This window comes from Oribacterium sinus, assembly GCF_014202695.1.
Classification (GTDB): Bacteria; Bacillota; Clostridia; order Lachnospirales; family Lachnospiraceae; genus Oribacterium; species Oribacterium sinus.
This window is the reverse complement of record NZ_JACHHH010000001.1, coordinates 323,529-341,944: the sequence shown is the minus strand read 5'-3', so window position 1 is coordinate 341,944 and position 18,416 is coordinate 323,529. Positions and strand designations below refer to the sequence as shown.

At 43.7% G+C, this 18,416-nt stretch carries 15 protein-coding genes and 1 tRNA gene; 1 reads left to right on the top strand and 15 read right to left on the bottom strand.

Features of this window, described 5'->3' with window-relative positions; translation table 11 throughout:
- Positions 1-6: 6 nt before the first annotated feature.
- A complete protein-coding gene (locus HNQ46_RS01420; protein WP_183681999.1) occupies positions 7-1,674 on the bottom strand; it encodes a formate--tetrahydrofolate ligase in 1,668 nt (555 codons plus the stop codon).
- Positions 1,675-4,305 carry an FtsK/SpoIIIE family DNA translocase gene (locus HNQ46_RS01415; RefSeq protein ID WP_183681996.1) on the bottom strand — a complete coding sequence of 877 codons (2,631 nt, stop codon included), beginning with the start codon at positions 4,303-4,305 and terminating at the stop codon, positions 1,675-1,677.
- A 247-nt stretch (positions 4,306-4,552) separates the two neighbouring features.
- Between HNQ46_RS01415 and HNQ46_RS01410 the strand changes: the two genes are divergently transcribed.
- Positions 4,553-5,890, top strand: a complete 1,338-nt coding sequence (locus HNQ46_RS01410; RefSeq protein ID WP_183681993.1) for a helix-turn-helix domain-containing protein — start codon at positions 4,553-4,555, stop codon at positions 5,888-5,890.
- 6 nt (positions 5,891-5,896) lie between these two features.
- On the opposite strand, the gene HNQ46_RS01405 is transcribed toward HNQ46_RS01410, so the two are convergent.
- From HNQ46_RS01405 to HNQ46_RS01345, 13 genes are all read right to left on the bottom strand, one after another.
- Positions 5,897-6,766 (bottom strand): DegV family protein, encoded by an 870-nt coding sequence (locus HNQ46_RS01405; RefSeq protein WP_183681990.1) that lies wholly within the window; start codon positions 6,764-6,766, stop codon positions 5,897-5,899.
- Positions 6,767-6,949: 183 nt separating this feature from the next.
- The gene (locus HNQ46_RS01400) at positions 6,950-8,527 is read right to left on the bottom strand and encodes a C40 family peptidase (protein ID WP_315270714.1); all 1,578 of its coding nucleotides are present in this window, start codon (positions 8,525-8,527) and stop codon (positions 6,950-6,952) included.
- A gap of 78 nt (positions 8,528-8,605) precedes the next feature.
- Positions 8,606-9,463 (bottom strand): peptidoglycan editing factor PgeF, encoded by an 858-nt coding sequence (gene pgeF / locus HNQ46_RS01395; RefSeq protein ID WP_183681985.1) that lies wholly within the window; start codon positions 9,461-9,463, stop codon positions 8,606-8,608.
- Positions 9,464-9,480: 17 nt separating this feature from the next.
- The gene (locus HNQ46_RS01390) at positions 9,481-10,098 is read right to left on the bottom strand and encodes an HAD family hydrolase (protein ID WP_183681982.1); all 618 of its coding nucleotides are present in this window, start codon (positions 10,096-10,098) and stop codon (positions 9,481-9,483) included.
- A 114-nt stretch (positions 10,099-10,212) separates the two neighbouring features.
- Positions 10,213-10,284: transfer RNA gene (locus HNQ46_RS01385), tRNA-Glu, on the bottom strand.
- 41 nt (positions 10,285-10,325) lie between these two features.
- A complete protein-coding gene (gene aroA / locus HNQ46_RS01380; RefSeq protein WP_183681980.1) occupies positions 10,326-11,654 on the bottom strand; it encodes a 3-phosphoshikimate 1-carboxyvinyltransferase in 1,329 nt (442 codons plus the stop codon).
- Positions 11,651-12,286, bottom strand: coding sequence for a cytidylate kinase-like family protein (locus tag HNQ46_RS01375; RefSeq protein WP_183681977.1), 636 nt, complete (start codon positions 12,284-12,286; stop codon positions 11,651-11,653). The genes aroA and HNQ46_RS01375 overlap by 4 nt, the downstream gene beginning before the upstream one ends.
- Positions 12,287-12,303: 17 nt before the next feature.
- A complete protein-coding gene (locus HNQ46_RS01370; protein ID WP_183681974.1) occupies positions 12,304-13,098 on the bottom strand; it encodes an ABC transporter ATP-binding protein in 795 nt (264 codons plus the stop codon).
- Positions 13,091-14,032, bottom strand: a complete 942-nt coding sequence (locus HNQ46_RS01365; protein ID WP_183681971.1) for an ABC transporter permease — start codon at positions 14,030-14,032, stop codon at positions 13,091-13,093. Before HNQ46_RS01365 ends, HNQ46_RS01370 begins: the two co-directional genes overlap by 8 nt.
- 8 nt (positions 14,033-14,040) lie before the next feature.
- A complete protein-coding gene (locus HNQ46_RS01360) occupies positions 14,041-15,165 on the bottom strand; it encodes an ABC transporter substrate-binding protein (protein ID WP_207719922.1) in 1,125 nt (374 codons plus the stop codon).
- Positions 15,166-15,356: 191 nt separating this feature from the next.
- Positions 15,357-16,199 carry a bifunctional hydroxymethylpyrimidine kinase/phosphomethylpyrimidine kinase gene (locus HNQ46_RS01355; RefSeq protein WP_183681966.1) on the bottom strand — a complete coding sequence of 281 codons (843 nt, stop codon included), beginning with the start codon at positions 16,197-16,199 and terminating at the stop codon, positions 15,357-15,359.
- A gap of 627 nt (positions 16,200-16,826) precedes the next feature.
- Complete coding sequence (locus HNQ46_RS01350) at positions 16,827-17,441, bottom strand: superoxide dismutase (protein WP_183681963.1); 615 nt, start codon at positions 17,439-17,441, stop codon at positions 16,827-16,829.
- A gap of 156 nt (positions 17,442-17,597) precedes the next feature.
- Complete coding sequence (locus HNQ46_RS01345) at positions 17,598-18,407, bottom strand: hypothetical protein (RefSeq protein ID WP_183681960.1); 810 nt, start codon at positions 18,405-18,407, stop codon at positions 17,598-17,600.
- Positions 18,408-18,416 lie beyond the last annotated feature (9 nt).

Sequence of the window (18,416 nt, the reverse complement as noted above, 5' to 3'; positions counted from 1 at the left end):
GCCTCCTTAGAAAATTCCTACAATCTTTTCATTTTCAAAGCCAATCTTTTTTGCTGCCGGCTCCTTTGGCAGACCCGGCATCGTCATAACATCGCCTGCTAAGCATACCACAAATCCTGCTCCTGCGGAGAGGGAAAGTTCACGAATTTCAATCCGGAAATTCTTGGGTCTTCCCAATAGATTGGGTTTATCGGACAAACTGTACGGCGTCTTTGCCATACAAATCGGAAGATTGGAATAGCAGGATTCTTCCAGCTTCTTTAATTCCTCTCTAGCCTTATTCGAATACTCTACCCCGTCGGCACCATAAATTTCCTTCGCCAAAAGTTCAATCTTCTGAGAAATCTTCTGCTCCGGAGTTTGCAAAGTATGGAAATTCACTTCCCCGGCTTCCACAGTTTCCAGCACTGCCTTGGCAAGCTCTTCTCCTCCTTCACTTCCCTTTCCGTAAGCTTCCATGATGGCGCAGCGAACGCCTCTCTGTGCACAGAAATCCTTTAAGAACGAAAGCTCTCCCTCGGTATCTGTAGCAAAACGATTTACTGCCACAACTGCAGGAACACCGAATTTCTTTACATTTTCGATATGCTTTTCCAGGTTCTCTAAGCCTTTTTCCAATGCTTCACGATTCTCCTTGGAAATCTCTTCCTTCGGAAGTCCGCCGTAGTATTTTAAGGTACGAAGGGTAGTTACGATTACGGCACAGGAAGGCGTTAATCCGGCTGCCGCACACTTAATATCAAAGAACTTCTCCGCTCCCAGGTCGGCACCGAAGCCTGCTTCGGTAACCAGAAAATCTGCTAAAGCCAAGCCCATCTTGGTGGCCCTTATGGAGTTACAGCCATGAGCAATGTTGGCAAAGGGTCCACCATGGATAATGGCAAGGTTTCCTTCCAGACTTTGCACAAGATTAGGTTGCATAGCATCCTTTAAAAGAACCGCCATAGCTCCGGTACATTCCAAATCCTTTGCATAGACTCTCTCACCCTTCTTGTTATAGGCTACTACGATTTTGTCTAAACGCTCCTGTAAATCCTTCATATCCTTGGCCAGACAAAGAATCGCCATGATTTCGGAAGCTACCGTAATCTGGAAATGATCCTCTCTCATAGCACCGTCCGCCTGATTTCCCAATCCAACGATAACATTTCTCAAAACTCTGTCATTCATATCCAAACAACGCTTCCAAAGAATCTTTTTGGGGTTGATTTCTAAAGCATTGCCCTGATGAATATGATTATCCAAAACTGCGGCCAGTAGGTTATTGGCAGAAGTGATGGCATGGAAGTCTCCCGTAAAATGAAGGTTAATGTCCTCCATGGGAGCAACCTGAGAATAGCCTCCGCCTGCAGCTCCCCCCTTTACGCCGAAGCATGGTCCAAGGCTGGGCTCTCTTAATGCCACAATGCTCTTCTTTCCTAAACGGTTCAACGCATCATTTAAGCCGATAGATACTGTGGTCTTTCCCTCTCCTAAGGGCGTGGGATTGGTGGCGGTAACCAGAATCAATTTTCCCTTCTGCTTTCCTTCATGGGCAGCACAAAAATTTTGGGATAATTTTGCCTTATATTTTCCATAGAGCTCTAAATCCTCTTCGGAAATCCCATAATTTCTAGCCACTAAAGCAATTGGTTTCAGTGTTACCTCGTGAGCAATTTCTAAATCTGATTTCATTTACTCCATCCTTTCTGTAGACAGTAACTCCTCAAATTCTTCCATGTTCATTAAAACCTTTCTGGCCTTGGTGCCTTCCTCCTCTCCAACGACATGTTCCGCAGCCAACTGATCCATTATCCTTGCCGCCCGATTAAAACCGATGCGGAATTTTCTTTGTAAAAAGCCGATACTTGCCTTGTCCGTTTCAATCACCAGTGATCCGGCCTCCGCAAAAAGCTCGTCTCTATCGCTTTGACTTCCTCCCGTCTCTTCCGTGGCTTCCTTTTCCAGGCTCTTAGAGATGGAATGGTTATACTCCGCTTCTCCTTGAGACTTTAAAAATTCCGTGACCTTAGCCACCTCTTCATCCGATACAAAGGCTCCCTGTACTCGGATAGGCTTGGGTAAATTCTGAGGGAAGAAAAGCATATCTCCCTTTCCCAGAAGCTTTTCCGCTCCATTCATGTCGATAATGGTACGGGAATCCACTCCGCTACTTACGGAAAAGGCAATGCGGGAAGGAACATTTGCCTTAATCAGTCCCGTTATGACATTGACGGAAGGTCTTTGGGTAGCAATAATCAAATGCATTCCGCAGGCTCTTGCCAGCTGAGTCAATCGGACAATAGCATCCTCCACTTCCGACGCCGATACCATCATCAAATCTGCAAGCTCATCAATGATGATTAAAATCTGGGGAAGAACGGAAAGTCCCTCCTTCTCTCTTTCTTCCTCGGTAAGGCCACGTATTTTTTCGTTGTAGCCGGATAAGTCTCTTACACCGTAAGCGGCAAATTTCTTATAGCGACTTGTCATCTCTGCCACAGCCCAGTTCAATGCCGCAGCCGCCTTTTTCGGATCCGTAACCACCGGAATAAGCAAATGAGGAATGCCGTTATATACCTGAAGCTCCACCACCTTAGGATCCACCATGATCATCCTGACCTCTTCCGGACTATAGCGATAGAGTATGGACATAATAAGAGTGTTGATGGAAACGGATTTTCCCGCTCCTGTAGCTCCTGCCACCAGCAGGTGGGGCATCTTGGCAATATCCGTTACCACCACCTTGCCTCCAATGTCTTTTCCCACACCAAAAGCCAGTTTCATCCGGTTCTCCTGAAAGGCGGGAGAAGACAGAATATCTCCCAAATACACAACCTGGCTGTTTTTATTGGGAACTTCAATTCCCACCGCAGACTTTCCCGGAATAGGCGCTTCAATACGGATATCCGCCGCCGCCAGTCGCATCTTAATATCATTGCTTAAAGATACAATCTTGGCTAATTTTACCCCCTGCTCCGGTTGCAACTCGTAGCGGGTAACGGATGGTCCTACAGAAACATTACTGATGCTTACGGTAATGCCGAAGCTCTTTAAGGTTTCCTTCAAGGTCTGGGCATTTTTCTCGATTTCACTTCGCTTTTCCTCTTCCTGACTATGGGAACGCTTCAAGAGGGAGAGCAGGGGGAACACATAGGGTTTTGCAGCCTTTTCCGGAACGGAATCCACTGTTAACTCTTCCTCTTTCTTCTCCTGAATACGCTTTTGTAAGTTTTCATTATCGGAAGCAATTCTTCGGCCATCGGCGGTGTAGACAACTCTGGAGGAAGGGTCTCCCTGTAAAAGACGCTTCTTCAGTTCCTCTTCGTCCAAGGGCTCTTCTTTCATAGACTGTTCTTTCATAGACTGTTCTTTCATAGACTGTTTTTTCAAAGACTGTGACTTTGGAACTGCGTCTATCTCAGAAAAGTCCTCCGGGAAAAGCTCTTCCACTTCCGAAGAATCTGATAAGCCTTCCACCGTGAAGGAATCCTCTTTCCAGTCTTCCTTCTTACTGTTTATTAAATCCAGTTCTTCCTTAACACTTAGTAAGTCGGAACGGAGCGCTTCCTTCTCCTTTTTTTCTTCCGCCTCTAAAAGAGAAACTTCCCTCTCTTCCTTAAAATCTTCCAAATGAAAGTCGGTGGTTTGAAAATCCGCCTCTCTCTCTTCCCGTCTCGATCTTCTTTCCTCCAAAGCTTCTCTCGCAGTTTGAGAAATTCTCTGTAAATCGCTTTTTGCCCTTCTTCCCGCCTTTTCCGCAGTCTGCACGGAAAATAAAGCAAAGAGACTCATCAGGGGCTTTTCGGTAATCATCACCAAACATAGTAATATAGCGAAAAACAGCACAATCATAGCTCCAAGACTACCTAAAAATTGCTTTAAAAATAAAAGAAAGATCCCGGGTAATACTCCCCCTTCGGTCAATAAATCCGTTAAATCTTCAGGAATAGTCTTTCCTAAAATAAGTACAGGAAGAAAAGCACCCAGAAAAATATACAAGAAGCAAATAAAAGGAATCTTCCTCATAATCATCGGATTGTTTCGATTTGCCATGGTAAAGGCAACAAGAAAAAATAATACAAAGGGAAAAAGAACACTGAAGGACCCGAATAAAAATACAAGCCCCTGTGAAAGTCCCTCTCCCACAATTCCGCAAAATCCTAAATTGCTAAGTAGCAAAAGTAAAGAAACAAGGAAGGATAAAATCAAAATGGCTTCTTCTTTGAGTCCTGCGTATGCATTTTGTTCTACATTCCCTTGTATAGCTTTTTTTCTGCTTGTACCTTTACCTGTTTTGTTTTTATTCGTCCTTTTTCTCGCCATAAATCCTCACAACTCCTATTTCTTTCCAGTGCATTATATAACATTTTCAAGACAAAAAAAAGCCAAGGCGCCCCTTGCGATATAGCCCCTGTAGTCCCATCTGAAATAGCCCCTGTAATAAAGATAGCTAATCCAAAAAAAATCTAAGGAGTCAGCTATCAAGGAATGGGTCACTAATTAAAGACATAATTGACTTTGTCTTAAATGCAAGATAAAATCTTAACATTACTGTGGAAGGGAGAACAGCATGATTCATGTAGCGATTGTCAGTCCGGAAAAATCTTTGGAGCCTATAGAAAAGGTCCTGCAAGACCCCTCCTTTGATTGTCAATTTTTCCCCTATATCTATAAGGACTTAAAGGATATTGACAGCATCTATGAAGACTGTAAAAAGAAATGTGATGTGATTTTCTTTTCCGGCGAACTGGGTTACCACTATATTCACCAGCGTTTTCCGGATAATCGTATTCCTTGTGCTTTTACCGCCTACGAAACCATTGATGTTCTTTCCATTCTGCTGCAATTTCAAATCGAACATCGGGATCAGCCATTAAACCGGGTATTCTGTGACTTCTTAACTGAAACCAACCATTTTATGGACATCCCCAAATATTTACCGGAAAAATTCTGCCCTATCTTTTACAAGGATCATCATTATGATTACAAGCATATTACCGAATATGCCAAAAACCTATGGAGCAAAGGAAAAATTGACTTGATTCTTTCTCGAAGCATCAATAATCTGGGGCAGCTGGATCAATTGCAGATTCCTTATATCGCCGTCTTCCCTAATGAAGAAATGATTCGAAGCTCTATTCAACACGCCTTGGACGAGCTTCGTTTAGGCAGTATCGCAGAGCAAAACCTCCTCAGTATTTTTCTCCGCCTTCCCTTTACGGAGGAGGTGGAAAAGGAAGAACAGGAATATCGGGAAGCCACTGTTTATAAGTTTTTAACGGAATATCGAAAAGAAAGTCATTTACATTTTGATATCGAAAAAGGCTTTAATCAATTTTCTATCCTTTTGAGCATTTCCATGGAAAAAGATCTGATGCCTATGCTACAGGAATTTCTTTCCGCCTGCAGGAAAAATCTGAACTTTCCTTTCCGTATGGGTATAGGCTTAAGCCATTCTAAGGAACGAAGTCGCTATTATGCGGAGCATGCCCTTTTGGAAAGTAATCGTTACGGAAGAAATGACGCCTTTTTTATGGAAGAGGAAGGAAAGCTGCTTGGCCCTCTTTCCCAGAAATTAAAATTGCTGGCTGATTACAGTAACCCGAAGGCAATACAATTTGCAAAAGAACAGGGTATTCACGAAAGTAATATCCTGAAGCTTATCAGCCTTTTTGAAAACGATCCTCTGCAGGCACTTAGTGCCCAATATATCGCAGAGCTTCTGGCCATCACCCCCCGCTCCGCCAGCAGAATTCTGGCAAAGCTTCTGCAGCTAAAGTTAATTCGTCAGGGACAGCTGGAGGAAGGCGAATCCTTGAAAGAAAAAAAGAAAATGCGACACGGCAGACCCGCATTGCATTTTCATTTCGAAGAAGAGGCTTTCCGCAAAACCTTTTTTATGGAGTAAAAAAGCTTATCTGCCTTCTCTTCCAAAGAAAAAGCAAGCCACGGTGCCGGGTCCGGTATGGCAGGCAATGGTGCCGCCAATCACAAAGGGCTCAATCTTCGCCTTCGGATAGCGTTCCAGAATCTTCTCCTTTAAGCTTTCCACATCCTCAGGGCAGGCGGAATGACAGAGAAATACCTTCTCCTCTTCCATAAATCCCTTCTTTTCCATCTTGGACAGCAGGTTATTAAAGGCCAGCTTTTTTCCTCTTGCCTTTTCGATAGGTTTTAGGGTTCCCTCTTCCGTAATCATGATAATGGGACAGATATTCAGTAAACCGCCGATAAATCCGGCCGCCTTGGAGATTCTTCCTCCCTGGATAAAAAAGCGAAGATCTGAGGTAAAGAAATATCCCTGTAAATGATTTCTGTATTCCAGAATCTTCTCAACAAGCTCCTCCATGGAAAGTCCCCGGTCTCTCAAATCTGCTGCCTTATCCACCAAGAGTCCATAGCCTGCAGAGGCGGAAAGAGAGTCTATAATCTCAATCTTTCTATCCGGAAATTCCTCCAGGAGAATGTCCTTGGCAATTTCACAGGAATTTCTGGTGCCGGATATTCCGCTGGATAAGCAGAAATGAACAATATCCTTTCCCGCCTCCAAGCTGGGGCGGAAAAGAGTCATATATTCTTCACTGTTTACCTGGGAAGTCTTACTCTTCTCCCCATTTAACATTCTTTCAAATAATTTCTCCTGAGAAAGGGAGGCATAAAAATCGTCTCTGTACTCCTCTTCATTTAAATAAAAACGAAAGTAGGCTAAAAGAATGTTTCTTTTTTCCGCCCATTCCTTAGAAATATCCACTGTAGAACAACAAGATAAAACGTAGCTTTCCATACCGTCTCCTTATTCCCTTCTGATGCTTTTCTTAGCTTATGCTTTTCTTATACTTTCTGCTTTTCTTAGTTTATGCTTTTCTTATACTTTCTGCTTTTCTTTTGCTTTTCTGCTTTGAATATATTTTATTGCTTTAATACTTTACTTATGCCCCTTTGTTTCCTTTAGCTGTTCCTGCTTTCACTATTCTCCTAATACATTTCGAATTGCCACAGGAGTTCTGTAATTCCAACGGTAAATTCGAATTCCGGAACGTCTGGAGGCCGCATTGACCACCTGACCATTACCAATATAGATTCCTACATGATTTACCACACCTCTCCTGTTGGCATAGAAAATCAAATCTCCGGGACGCATATTTTCACTGCTGACCTTCACACCGGTTCTGGACTGTTCCCTGGAAACTCTGGGTAAAGAAACGCCATATTTACTCATAATTGTCTGGGTAAATCCTGAGCAATCCGCTCCGTGGGTCAATGAAGTCCCGCCCCAAACATAGGGGTTTCCTACAAACTGGCAAGCAAAGTTTACCAAATCGCTTCGTCTCTTTGCCGCAATATTGGCTCTATCCTGTGCCGGTCTATAGGAAATGGCCTCGATTAAACCGTAGTTTACGGTAACATTGTTATCTCTTGTGGAAACATAGGCTCCCTGATCCCCCTCCTGATCATCTCCGGAGTCTAAGTCCAGCTGTACCCATCCATCCAGCTGATTAACCACGGAATATCTTTGATCTCTTGTAACCTTGGTCCAGGCATTGGATTCCGTACTGGGATTTGCCCGGACGTTTAAGGCATCCGTATTGACCGTTGCCATAACCTGGGCATGGGCAAGAGCCAGCTGCTCCGCTTCCTTTCCTTGCGCCACCAGCTCCGACTTTACATAGCCGGTGATTTCTCCGGAACGGATTTTCAGCCAACCGTTTTCTTCCCCTAAAATATCTCCTCCCGCATAGCCCGGGAATTTTCCGATAATGTTGTCAATGCCCTTGTCGGCAGGGTCGGAACGGATATTGATATAGTCTTGGGCCTTTGATACACCAAGGTGGTCATACTGGTTTATAACCTTTTGCTTTAAATTGTAGCTTCGCGCCTCATCCAAGCCATATTCCAAACTCACATTTTCCGCACTGGAAGATATATAAGCCTCTTCCACCCCTTCGATGGTATCCGCAGAAATTTTCAGATAATCCTTTCCGCTTCTTCCCAATACAATATATCGTTCACCCTTGGCACAGGAGCCTAAGGTATTTCCGTCAATCTTCTCCGGAGTAGAACGAATACGAAGCTTTTCCGCCAGGATGGTAACTCTTGGCTCCATATATTCCTTGGCCTTTTCTTTGGCTTTCTCTCCCTCCAGCAAAAACTGATTGGAAATATAGCCATCCAAACCTCCGGAACGGACCTTCACCCAGTTCTCCGTTCCCGCCGCCGGAGACTCTAAGATCTCCACTCCTGCTCCATTTTTTAAAATTCCGATAATGTTTTGAATATCATTTTCATTAGGCTGGGAACGGAAGTTAATAAAACTGGAATCACACTGTACCAGTCCCAGATTGGTATATCGGGAAAGAGCAAGTTCCTCTTCCTCCTGTTTTCTTTCTTCCACCTTTTTGGAAAGCTCTGAGGAACTGGCTTTCTCATCCACTACATCCTCCAGGTTGGAAGCGGAAGCCTCTTTCGCTACCGGCTTCTCTTTGCTTTTTCCGCAGGCTGAAAGACTGCAAAGGCAAAGCAAAATCAATATGGCATATTTTTTCATCGGCAAAATCATATCCTTTCTTTCCCAACGGAAAGCATACTATGAACTCTCATAGCCGGCTTTTTGCTTAAGTACTATCTAATCCTGTAAGCAGATAAAAGCTCCCTGCAGTCCTCTTTTTCCCTGACTGTAACGGTGAGAAAAAAACAGTTCCGGATTCTCCATGGTGCAATAACCGCTGATGGAAATATGTTCTTCTTTTATTCCGCAGTCCAGCGCTATCCTACGGTTTAAATCCCATAAGTCCAGTTGAAATTTATCCTTTGAAATCCTTTGAATTGGAGAAGCTGTATCTTCCCCTAAATCCGGATAATCCTCCAGGAAGGAAAGAGCTAAGTCTTCCGAAACAACGTATTGCTCCTTACAAATACTGGGGCCGATGGCAACAAGAATCTCCGCGGGATTTGAAGAGAAATGCTTTCTCATTTCCTCCACCACGTTTTGAAGAATCTTCCCCTTGGTCCCCCTCCAGCCGCTATGGCAGGCTCCTACCGCTTTATGAATAGGATCATAAAATAGAATCGGAACACAGTCTGCAGAAAAGCAGGAAAGTATAATTCCTTTCTCATCCGTGATTAAAGCATCTATTCCCTCATAATCTCTATCTTTTGTAATGCCCTTTCCCCTGTCCTTCGTGCCTACCTTCAGTACCTTGGTTTCATGGCTTTGCTTGCTAAGAACAAAGTCCTCAGGAGTTTTTCCAAAACGCTCTCCGATTCTCCGGAAATTCTCCAGGACGTTTTCCTTGGCATCCTCCGCGGAGAAGCTTAGGTTCAAAGAAGCCAAATGTTCCTTGGATACACCACCTTTTCTGGTGGAGAAGCCATGCTGTAACCCTATTTCTCTTTGGAAAAGGGGAGATTCCACCATTGGGAGAATGCCCGTGCTGATTGTATATTCCACCAAAGGAAAGGGATGTTCCTTAAGCTGATTCATTTATCCTCCTATAGACTTTATGCATTTTTCTCTTCTTCCAAAATCTTTTGAAGAGCAGATGCCTGGGGAAGGGGTAAAACCGCGCCATCAAAGCCTGCTTTCTTTGCACCCTCAATGTTTTCCGTTAAATCATCTATAAAAAAGCAATCCTTTGCTTCCAAAGAAAAATGCTTTAAAAATCTTTCATAAATAATATCCTGAGGCTTCATGCAATGAAAGGCCGCAGAATAAAAAATTCCGTCAAAATAATCCGATCCGGGAAGCACTTCCCTCCAAATCGGAACCAGCCTCATGGACGCATTGGACAAAAGATAAAGCTTTCTTCCCTGCTCCTTCTCCTCCTTTAGGATTTCCGCCACTCCCGGGATTTTTTTCATATTGAACTTATCCCAGTTTTCAAAACAGCTCTTACAAAGCTCTGCCACCTGGGGTGAACTGCAACGTTTCATCCATGCTTTCAAAGCATCCTCCTCCGACATCAGCCCCGCATCCAATCGAATCCACTCTCCGGAATAAAACATCACATCTTTAATTTCTTTAATCCAATCTTCTCTATCTGTATATTCTTGAATCACCCAAACCGGATTATAGGTGACTAAAACATTTCCCATATCCAAAACAAGATTTTTGTGCATTATCTTTCTCCTTTATTTTAAATGCTTCTCTATTGTACCAAATCAGAGAAAAAAGAAAAGAAAGAAAAAACGAAAGAAAAATAGACACAAAAAAACCCGAGCAATGCTCGGGAGTGACGAATCCGGGAATCGAACCCGGGATTCAGCCGTGAGAGGGCTGCGTCTTAACCGCTTGACCAATTCGCCTCAGTCGATTCAAAACCGACTAGCGTATATTAGCAAATATTTTATCCCTCGTCAAGAACTTTTTCAAAATCTTTGAAAAAATTCGGATAAGAAATCTGAATACATTCGGAATCCTCAATTTGCATGGGCTTTTCCGCCCTGCAGAGAAGTCCTAAAACAGAAAAGCTCATTGCAATTCTGTGATCCAAAAAGCTGGGAATCTTCTTTCCTTCCAGAGCGAATACAGAGCCTTTTCCCGGAATAATCATGCCATCTTCCGTTTCCACTGCAGAAATGCCCAGACACTGTAAGTTCTCCACACAGGCCTTGATTCGATTGGACTCCTTTACCTTAAGCTCCGCCGCATCATAAATCCGGGTATCTCCCTCTGCAATCGTAGCCAGTACAGCCAGTAGGGGAAGCTCATCAATCAAACGAGGAATTAAGTCTCCTCCGATATTCACTGCCTTTAAAGGTTCATAGTTAAGACAAATATCCCCACGCTCTTCTCCATACACTGTAGAGCAGTTTTCCAAGGAAATCTTCGCCCCCATCTTTTCCAATACCGTTAAAATTCCGCACCTGCTGGGATTCAGACCGATATTCTTAAGTCGTAAAGAAGAACCGGGAAGAAAAAATACGGAAGCCATAAAATAGGCCGCAGAGGAAATATCTCCCGGAACAAGATACTCTTCGGAAAGAGCCTTAAGCTCCTGCCCTCCCTCCAAAGAAATCTCCACTCTGCCATCCTCTAAGCTTCTTGTAGAACATTCCACACCCATAGCCCTCAAAAGACGTTCCGTATGGTCTCTGGAAAGACTCGGTTCAATCAGGGAGGTCTTCCCCTTGGCATAAAGCCCTGCCAAAAGAACGGAAGACTTCACCTGGGCGGAAGCAACCGGACTTTCGTAGCAAATCCCATTCAGAGGAGAGCCGCTAATCTCCAAAGGAGCTGTACCCTTTTCTCCTTGCATCTTGATTTTTGCCCCCATCTTTTCCAGGGGAAGGCAAACCCGCTTCATAGGACGTTTTTCCAGACTTTCATCTCCCGTTAAGCAGGAGGAAAAGCTTTGCCCTGCTAAGATTCCTGCCATCAGTCGCATGGTGGTGCCGGAATTCCCGCAGTATAAGGCTTCGCCCGGAGCCTTTAAACCGTGAAGACCAAGGCCTTGAATTCGGAGGCTGTCCTGCTCCTGTTCTATGGAAACACCCATTTTTCGGAAAACGGAAATGGTGGATAAACAGTCTTCCCCCGGCAAAAAGCCTTTTACTTTCGTTTCTCCCTTGGCCAAGGCAGAAAACATTACCGCCCGGTGAGAAATACTTTTGTCTCCGGGCACCGTTAAGCTGCCCTTTATCACTTTTCCCGCTCCCGCGATGCTTTTCATCATTCGATATAGCCTTTCATTTGCAGATAATTTCTCATCAACAATTCCATCTCATCATAATTGATGCGAGAAGCATTAATCATCAAATCGTAATTGTCCGGTTTCATCCATTCTTCTCCGGTATAATAACGATGATATTCTTTTCTTTCCTTATCAATCTTCTTGATACGCTTCTTAGCCTCTTCTCGTTCCACCTTACAATAGTCCATGGTTCTTTCAATACGTTTTTCCATATCTGCATAAACGAAGAAATCCACATGTTCTTTCCCGGCATCTCGAAGAACCACATTGGCACAACGGCCGGCAATAATACAGCATTCCTGCTCCGCCAGCTCCACCACCACCTGACTTTGAAAACGAAATAGATTCTCGGGGCTCACGATGTCCTCAGATAAACTGGGCTTTCCCAATCTGGGCTTTAAGGAATCCACGATCTTAAACAGCACATTGCTTCCGGCCTTCTCATCCGCCAGACGAAAATACTGCTCTCCGATAGCGGTTTTCTCTGAGGTGATTTTTAAAATCTCCTCATCATAAAAGGGAATCCCCAGGCTTTCCGCCAAACGCTTTCCCACAATTCTTCCTCCGGAACCGTACTGCCTACCAATAGTTATTACAAAGTCTTTCTTTAACATAGTCTCTCCTCCCCTTCTTAGGATAAAAGAATACGATCGTTGTCCAATGCCTTTCCTGCCTTTGCCATAAAGAGCTCCAGCAGCTTATCTACGGAAAGTCCCTCTCTCTCCTGCCCGAATAAATCCAAAACGATATTTCCCTGATCCATCATCAAAGTTCGGTTTCCAAGTTCCAAAGCCTGATGCATATTATGGGTAATCATCAGGCAGGTGATTTTTCTCTCTTCCACAATATTCCGGGTCAGTTCCAATACCTTATCCGCGGTTTTAGGATCCAATGCCGCTGTATGCTCGTCCAAAAGCAACAGCTTCGGCGTTACCATGGTGGCCATTAAAAGAGTAAGAGCCTGTCTTTGTCCGCCGGAAAGCAATCCCACAGGATGATTCATCCGATCCTCCAAGCCCATTTCCAAAAGGCTTAGCTGCTCCCGAAAGAATTCTCTGTCCTTCTTTTTCACTCTGGAAAATAAAGAGCTGTGGGAAGCTCGAAGATAGGAAACAGAGAGATTTTCCTCAATGCTCATGTGAGGCGCGGTACCCATCAGAGGATCCTGAAAAAGTCTTCCGATAAATTTACTCCGCTTATGCTCCTGTAAAAAGGTAATATCTTCTCCCTCTAAAACCACCGAGCCGCTGTCCAATAAAAAGCTCCCGGAAATTGCATTAAAGAGGGTGGATTTTCCTGCTCCGTTACTTCCTACTATAGTCGCAAAATCTCCGGAAGACAAATGCAAATTTAAATCCTGCAAGGCTTTTTTTTCATGAATGGTTCCCGCATTAAAGGTCTTATAAATATGGGATAAACTAAGCATGCTTCTCCCCTTCCTTTTTCTGTCGTTCCATAGCATTTCGTCTTAATCTGCTATATTGTAAAAGCTCCTTCACCTTGGTGGAAGAAATTGCCAGAGCCACAATGCAGGCACTGACCAGCTTGAAGGCTTCCGTGGGTACCTTTAAACGTAAAGCCAGTGCAATAATGCTTCTATAAAGCAGAGAACCGAATACCACACCCAAAAGGCGCAAAATCAGCTTTTTCTTTCCGAAAATGCTTTCCCCAATAACTAAAGATGCTAATGCCACCGTTACCATACCGGTACCCAAATTAATATCAGCCGTTTTGTTATACTGTGCGATTAAAGAGCCGGAAAGACCGGTTAAAGCATTGGACAAACAAAGTCCTACCGTAATGGTAAAGGTCGGATTAATAGAGGAAGCTCGGACCATAGCAGGACTGTCTCCCGTTGCCCGAATCGATAGCCCCAGTCCGGTTTTAAAGAACCATTTTAAGAAAAAACAAAGAAGAAGAACTATAATACTAAGGAGAATCACCACTCCCCACTCATTTAAAAAGGCATTATCCCCTGCAAAAAGCGTAAAAATCGTGTCTGTACCAAAGATGGACAGATTGGAAGAAAAACCCATCACCGCTAAATTCACGGTATAAAGGCCTGTATTCACAATGATTCCCGCCAAAATACTTTCAATCCCCAGAGTAGTTTGCAAAAAGGCCGTGACAAAGCCGGAAAGAGAACCGGATAACATAGCCATAAAAATTCCCAAAATCGGATGTCCGGAAATTGTAAAAACTGCAGACACTGCCGTGCCTAAAGTATAGGATCCGTCGGTAGAAAGGTCTGCGATATTTAAAATACTATAAGAAATAAATAGTGCCATGGCAACCAGGGCATAAATAAGCCCCAGTTCCACAGCTGTTTTCATAATTCCTACTGTTAAAAATCCACTCATCTTGTATCCTATGATTTAAATTCCTTTTCCGTCTTAATCTCCACAATCTTGGTGCAGAACGGCTTGAAGGCTTCTTTAATCTTATCTAAGGAATAGCCTAATTTTTCGGCAGTTTCCGTATTGACTGTTGCAATACCGTTATCAAAGGTCTGAACCGGAAGGGTTGCCGTGTCCTTACCTTGGCGAAGTACCTCATCCACCATATCCGCAGTAGCCTTTCCAAGCTGTACGTAATCTACGCCGTAACCGGCAAAGGCTCCATTTAACGCAAAGGAATCCGCTCCGCCGTAGTGAGGAATCTTCGCCTTTATCAGCTTCTCATAGAAGGAAAGCTCTGCCTTCTGAATGGTATTGTCTGTAGGAGTGAAAATCGCATCCACCTTCTCTGCAATCAGTGCATCCACAGCCTGACTTACCTCATCGGTGGTGGTTCCGGTCTTTTCTACTACTTCCACACCCTTGTCAGCCAGATACTTCTTCGCTGCAGCAATAGGCTGCTGAGAGGAGTTTTCACTCTTGGAGTACAGAAGACCGATCTTCTTTGCCTCAGGATTCTGAGCAAAAATCAAATCCATAATGGCATCCGTATTTAAGAAATCGGAGGTTCCGGTAATATTTCCTCCCGGCTTTTCCATAGAATCCACAAGCTTTGCGGAAACCGGATCGGAGGCTGCGGAGAAAACGATGGGGATATTTTTTCCTTCGGTCTGAGACTGTACTACCTGAATCGCCGGGGTAGCAATGGGAACAATCACATCCACATCATCCGCAATCAGCTGCGCAGTCATCTGGTTTAATACGGAAGCATCTCCCTGTCCGTTCAAACGATATTCCTTATACTCATACTTTGCTCCGGAGCTTTCAGACAAGCTATCCAGCTCCTCACAAAGACTGTCCTCAATCTGGTTTAAGGAGGGGTGATCCATAAACTTTAAAATACCTACCTTGTAGGTCTTTCCCTCTCCGGCATCTGCCTTGCTATCCGCTTCCTTGCTTTCCTCTTTCGCTGCAGTAGAGGCTTCTGTACCCTTCTGCTCTGTACCCTTTACACTCTCTGCCTGCTGCTTAGCGCCACAAGCCCCTAAAACCATGGCCATAGACAAGACCAATGCTACTCCAAATCTCTTTTTCATAATGTCCTCCTTAAAAACTGTAAGTCTAAACTCTAGCACAAAAGACCTTCTCTTTCAAGAATTCCCCCATGGGAATGCCCCGGCAGAGCGAAAAGAACCATACTTATTTTTCATATCTCCTATGCTTTGGCGAATCTTCTCTTGAAACATAAAGAGTCAGACTTTGACTGTACAAAATTCAAGAGTCAGAACTACGCATTTAAAAGACTCAGATAGCGCTCCATTGGAATACCCTTTTCAGAAAGATGATCCTCCTCATAAGCATCGATAAATGCTCCGATTTTTTCCACCGCCCACATTCCTGCGGCAAAAAAATCATTTTCCTGCATAAAACGCCCCAGAAGAAGGGCGGAGAACAAATCTCCGGTTCCCACAAAATGCTTGTCTCTCATTCTGTAAGGAATCCGGCAAAACTCCTCCTTCTTCTCGTCATAAAGGAAAACACAATTTTGTCCGTCAATCTTCATACTGGTAATACAAACCGATTTCGCTCCCGCCTCTCTTAGAGACTTCACCAAGTCCTTAGCCTCCTCTAAGCTAAAGTCCGACTGCTCCGGATTCTTCCTTGCCAGCAGCAGAGCTTCGGTACTGTTAGGAACAATATAGTCTGAAAGCCCCATAAGCTTTCTTCTACTTTCCACCGCCTCCGGTGAAATCCCGTAATAGAGCTTTCCATTGTCCGCCATAATAGGATCAAAGAAAATAACGCAGCCCTTCTCTCTTTCTTCCTTACAAAGCTCCGCCAAAAATTCTCCCTGCTTTTCCCCGGTAATAAAGCCGATAGCCATGGCATCAAAGGAAAAGCCAAGTTCTCTCCAGACCGCAACGCTGCCCTTCATATATTCCGTAGTATCTAAAATTTCCGCCTTGCCAAAGTCCAAAACATTGGAAACCAAAGCGGTAGGCAAGGAAAACAGCTGATATTTCATTGCCGTTAAGGTAGGAATCATCCCCTGCAAAGCCACCTTCCCATAGCCCGGAAAATCATTACACAAAAAAATATTTTTCCCGCTTTCTCTTTTCACATCAGCCATTGCTTTCTCCTTTTTATACTATTTGAAGTATACTTTATAGTGTGCTAACAATAATTCTCACATAAATTTTTTAGCGCTTTATTTTAGCATATTTTTAGAAAAAAAATAAGTATTCTACTCCGCTAGAATGAGTATCGGAGTAGAATACTTTTTTTATTTCTCGAAAGATAATATGCACGTTTCCTTTATACCGGTCTGAAAAAGGAATACTTCAGACTCGCCGGTACTTGGCTAGCAAGAGCGTTGCCGAAACAAAATCTGTAGGAATCCATTAACCAACGCGACTGATGCAGTACAGGTCTTTCATAGGGGGTAGTCTGAGCCCGTCAGTACTTACTGAAAGCGAGCAAAGCGAAGCTTGAAGTTAGTACTGGTAAGGAGGTACTTTTCTTCAGAAAAGGTACCTCCTGTACGTAGACCAACTTCCGAAGGAATTTGCTTTGCGAAGCAAAGTGAGCAGTGGTTAACAAAACCACTGCTCAGTCGCGAAGCTAGCGAGAGCGTGCCCCGAGGAAAGACCTATACTGCATCGGAGCGTAGCTTTTTATTTCTACAGTCCATTATTACTAAAGTCGAGCTTAGTCGAAAAGTATTCTGAATTCAGACCTTGTTATGAAGGAAACAAATTTACCTGCACTGCTCATAATTCTCACTGACCTTCTCCCAGTCTAAAACCTCGAAGAAATTTTTCAGATAGTCGCCTCTTAGATTCTTATAACGAAGGTAGTAGGCATGCTCCCAAACATCAATTCCCAGGATGGGGGTATGCTGTCCTTCTTCCATAAAAGGATTATTCTGGTTTGCGGCCTTTGTGGCATAAAGCTTTCCTTCTTTATCTACCGATAAGAACGCCCAACCGGAACCAAACTGCCCCAGTGCCAGATTCTGCAAGGTTTCTATCAGCTTCTCCAAGGATCCGAAGTCTCTGTTGATTGCCTCTGCCAGGGCAGGGCTTGGTTTTGTTCCCTTTTTAGGACTCATAACGGAAAAATACAAATTATGGTTATAGAAACCGCCACCATTATTCTGTAAAGCATTTCTCAAGGCCTCATCACTCACGGAAGAGAGAGAAGAAAGGATCTCTTCTACTGATTTTCCGCCAAGTCCCGCCTTTTCCACCGCATCATTAAAGTTCTTGGTATAGGTGGCATGATGCTTTCCATAGTGGGTTTCCATAGTCATCGTGTCGATATGGGGCTCCAGAGCATCAAAGGCATAGTCTAATTTTACTTGTTCAAACATAGTTTTCCTCCTTATTTGTTCTACTGTTTTCAGTATTTCCTTCTGCTTTTCTCAAACTTTTCTTAAAATTGAAAAGTATTATTATTTTATACTCTTAGTATAACAGACAAAGAAAAAGAAAAGTATAAAAGTTATATTAAACTAACCCTTAGTGAATTAGTCTGTGATAGGGTTCACTCCGGGCTTATCCATTTTCTCTACTTCCAAAGCCTCAATATAGTAAATCAACTGGGAAACATCCTTGGAAATGGAATACTTTCCCTGCCGTAAAACGCCCTTTACCCGAATCCAGGATTTTTCCGACTCCAATCCGGAAAGATCCAGGTCAGTTTTAAATTCAAAATTCACATAGCCACCGGTACAATAAGGACAGGAGGGACCGTTTCTTCCCACCAGGGTATAGCCTCCGAAGTTCATATACATTCCTTCAATGCTGACCGTCTTTCCTTCATAATCCTGAAAGTTCTTGTACCAGTCATTAATCTGAGTGGCATAGAGTTTATCTCCCACCACAATATCCGGCTTCTCCAAAGAATACTTTCCTCTGTCTTCTTTAGGATTGTAGGGATAGTCATCTATAGGATAGGTTCTTCCCTGCTCATCGGTTTCCTTCACGCTTTCTGCGGAATTGGTGCTTCCGGCAATTTTACTTTCTGAGGAGGGATTTGTATTTTCCGCCGCCACCGATGCAGCATCCTTAGACTCTAAGGCATCCAAAGCAGCCGCCATAGACATTGCTTCCTCTTCGGATACGGAAGAAGTACTTTCCGTACTCTCCACCTTTCCCGGGGTCTTCCGCACGGTATCCTTTTCCTTACAGGCTACCAAAAATCCTGCGCAAAGGGCAAGAAGAAGACAAGCCCTTCTCAAAGGAATGATCCCGTTTGCTCTTCTGCTTTTTCCGAAAATGCGAAAAGGCCCTAAGGCCTTCTCTTCTTTTGTATTCATTTTTCTGCTTAATTTCATTTTCTTATC

Bases quoted from the DNA above. Each gene is read 5' to 3' on its own strand.
- HNQ46_RS01420 (WP_183681999.1), bottom strand. From the start codon at position 1,674: ATGAAATCAGATTTAGAAATTGCTCACGAGGTAACACTGAAACCAATT.
- HNQ46_RS01415 (WP_183681996.1), bottom strand. From the start codon at position 4,305: ATGGCGAGAAAAAGGACGAATAAAAACAAAACAGGTAAAGGTACAAGC.
- HNQ46_RS01410 (WP_183681993.1), top strand. From the start codon at position 4,553: ATGATTCATGTAGCGATTGTCAGTCCGGAAAAATCTTTGGAGCCTATA.
- HNQ46_RS01405 (WP_183681990.1), bottom strand. From the start codon at position 6,766: ATGGAAAGCTACGTTTTATCTTGTTGTTCTACAGTGGATATTTCTAAG.
- HNQ46_RS01400 (WP_315270714.1), bottom strand. From the start codon at position 8,527: ATGAAAAAATATGCCATATTGATTTTGCTTTGCCTTTGCAGTCTTTCA.
- pgeF (WP_183681985.1), bottom strand. From the start codon at position 9,463: ATGAATCAGCTTAAGGAACATCCCTTTCCTTTGGTGGAATATACAATC.
- HNQ46_RS01390 (WP_183681982.1), bottom strand. From the start codon at position 10,098: ATGCACAAAAATCTTGTTTTGGATATGGGAAATGTTTTAGTCACCTAT.
- aroA (WP_183681980.1), bottom strand. From the start codon at position 11,654: ATGATGAAAAGCATCGCGGGAGCGGGAAAAGTGATAAAGGGCAGCTTA.
- HNQ46_RS01375 (WP_183681977.1), bottom strand. From the start codon at position 12,286: ATGTTAAAGAAAGACTTTGTAATAACTATTGGTAGGCAGTACGGTTCC.
- HNQ46_RS01370 (WP_183681974.1), bottom strand. From the start codon at position 13,098: ATGCTTAGTTTATCCCATATTTATAAGACCTTTAATGCGGGAACCATT.
- HNQ46_RS01365 (WP_183681971.1), bottom strand. From the start codon at position 14,032: ATGAGTGGATTTTTAACAGTAGGAATTATGAAAACAGCTGTGGAACTG.
- HNQ46_RS01360 (WP_207719922.1), bottom strand. From the start codon at position 15,165: ATGAAAAAGAGATTTGGAGTAGCATTGGTCTTGTCTATGGCCATGGTT.
- HNQ46_RS01355 (WP_183681966.1), bottom strand. From the start codon at position 16,199: ATGGCTGATGTGAAAAGAGAAAGCGGGAAAAATATTTTTTTGTGTAAT.
- HNQ46_RS01350 (WP_183681963.1), bottom strand. From the start codon at position 17,441: ATGTTTGAACAAGTAAAATTAGACTATGCCTTTGATGCTCTGGAGCCC.
- HNQ46_RS01345 (WP_183681960.1), bottom strand. From the start codon at position 18,407: ATGAAATTAAGCAGAAAAATGAATACAAAAGAAGAGAAGGCCTTAGGG.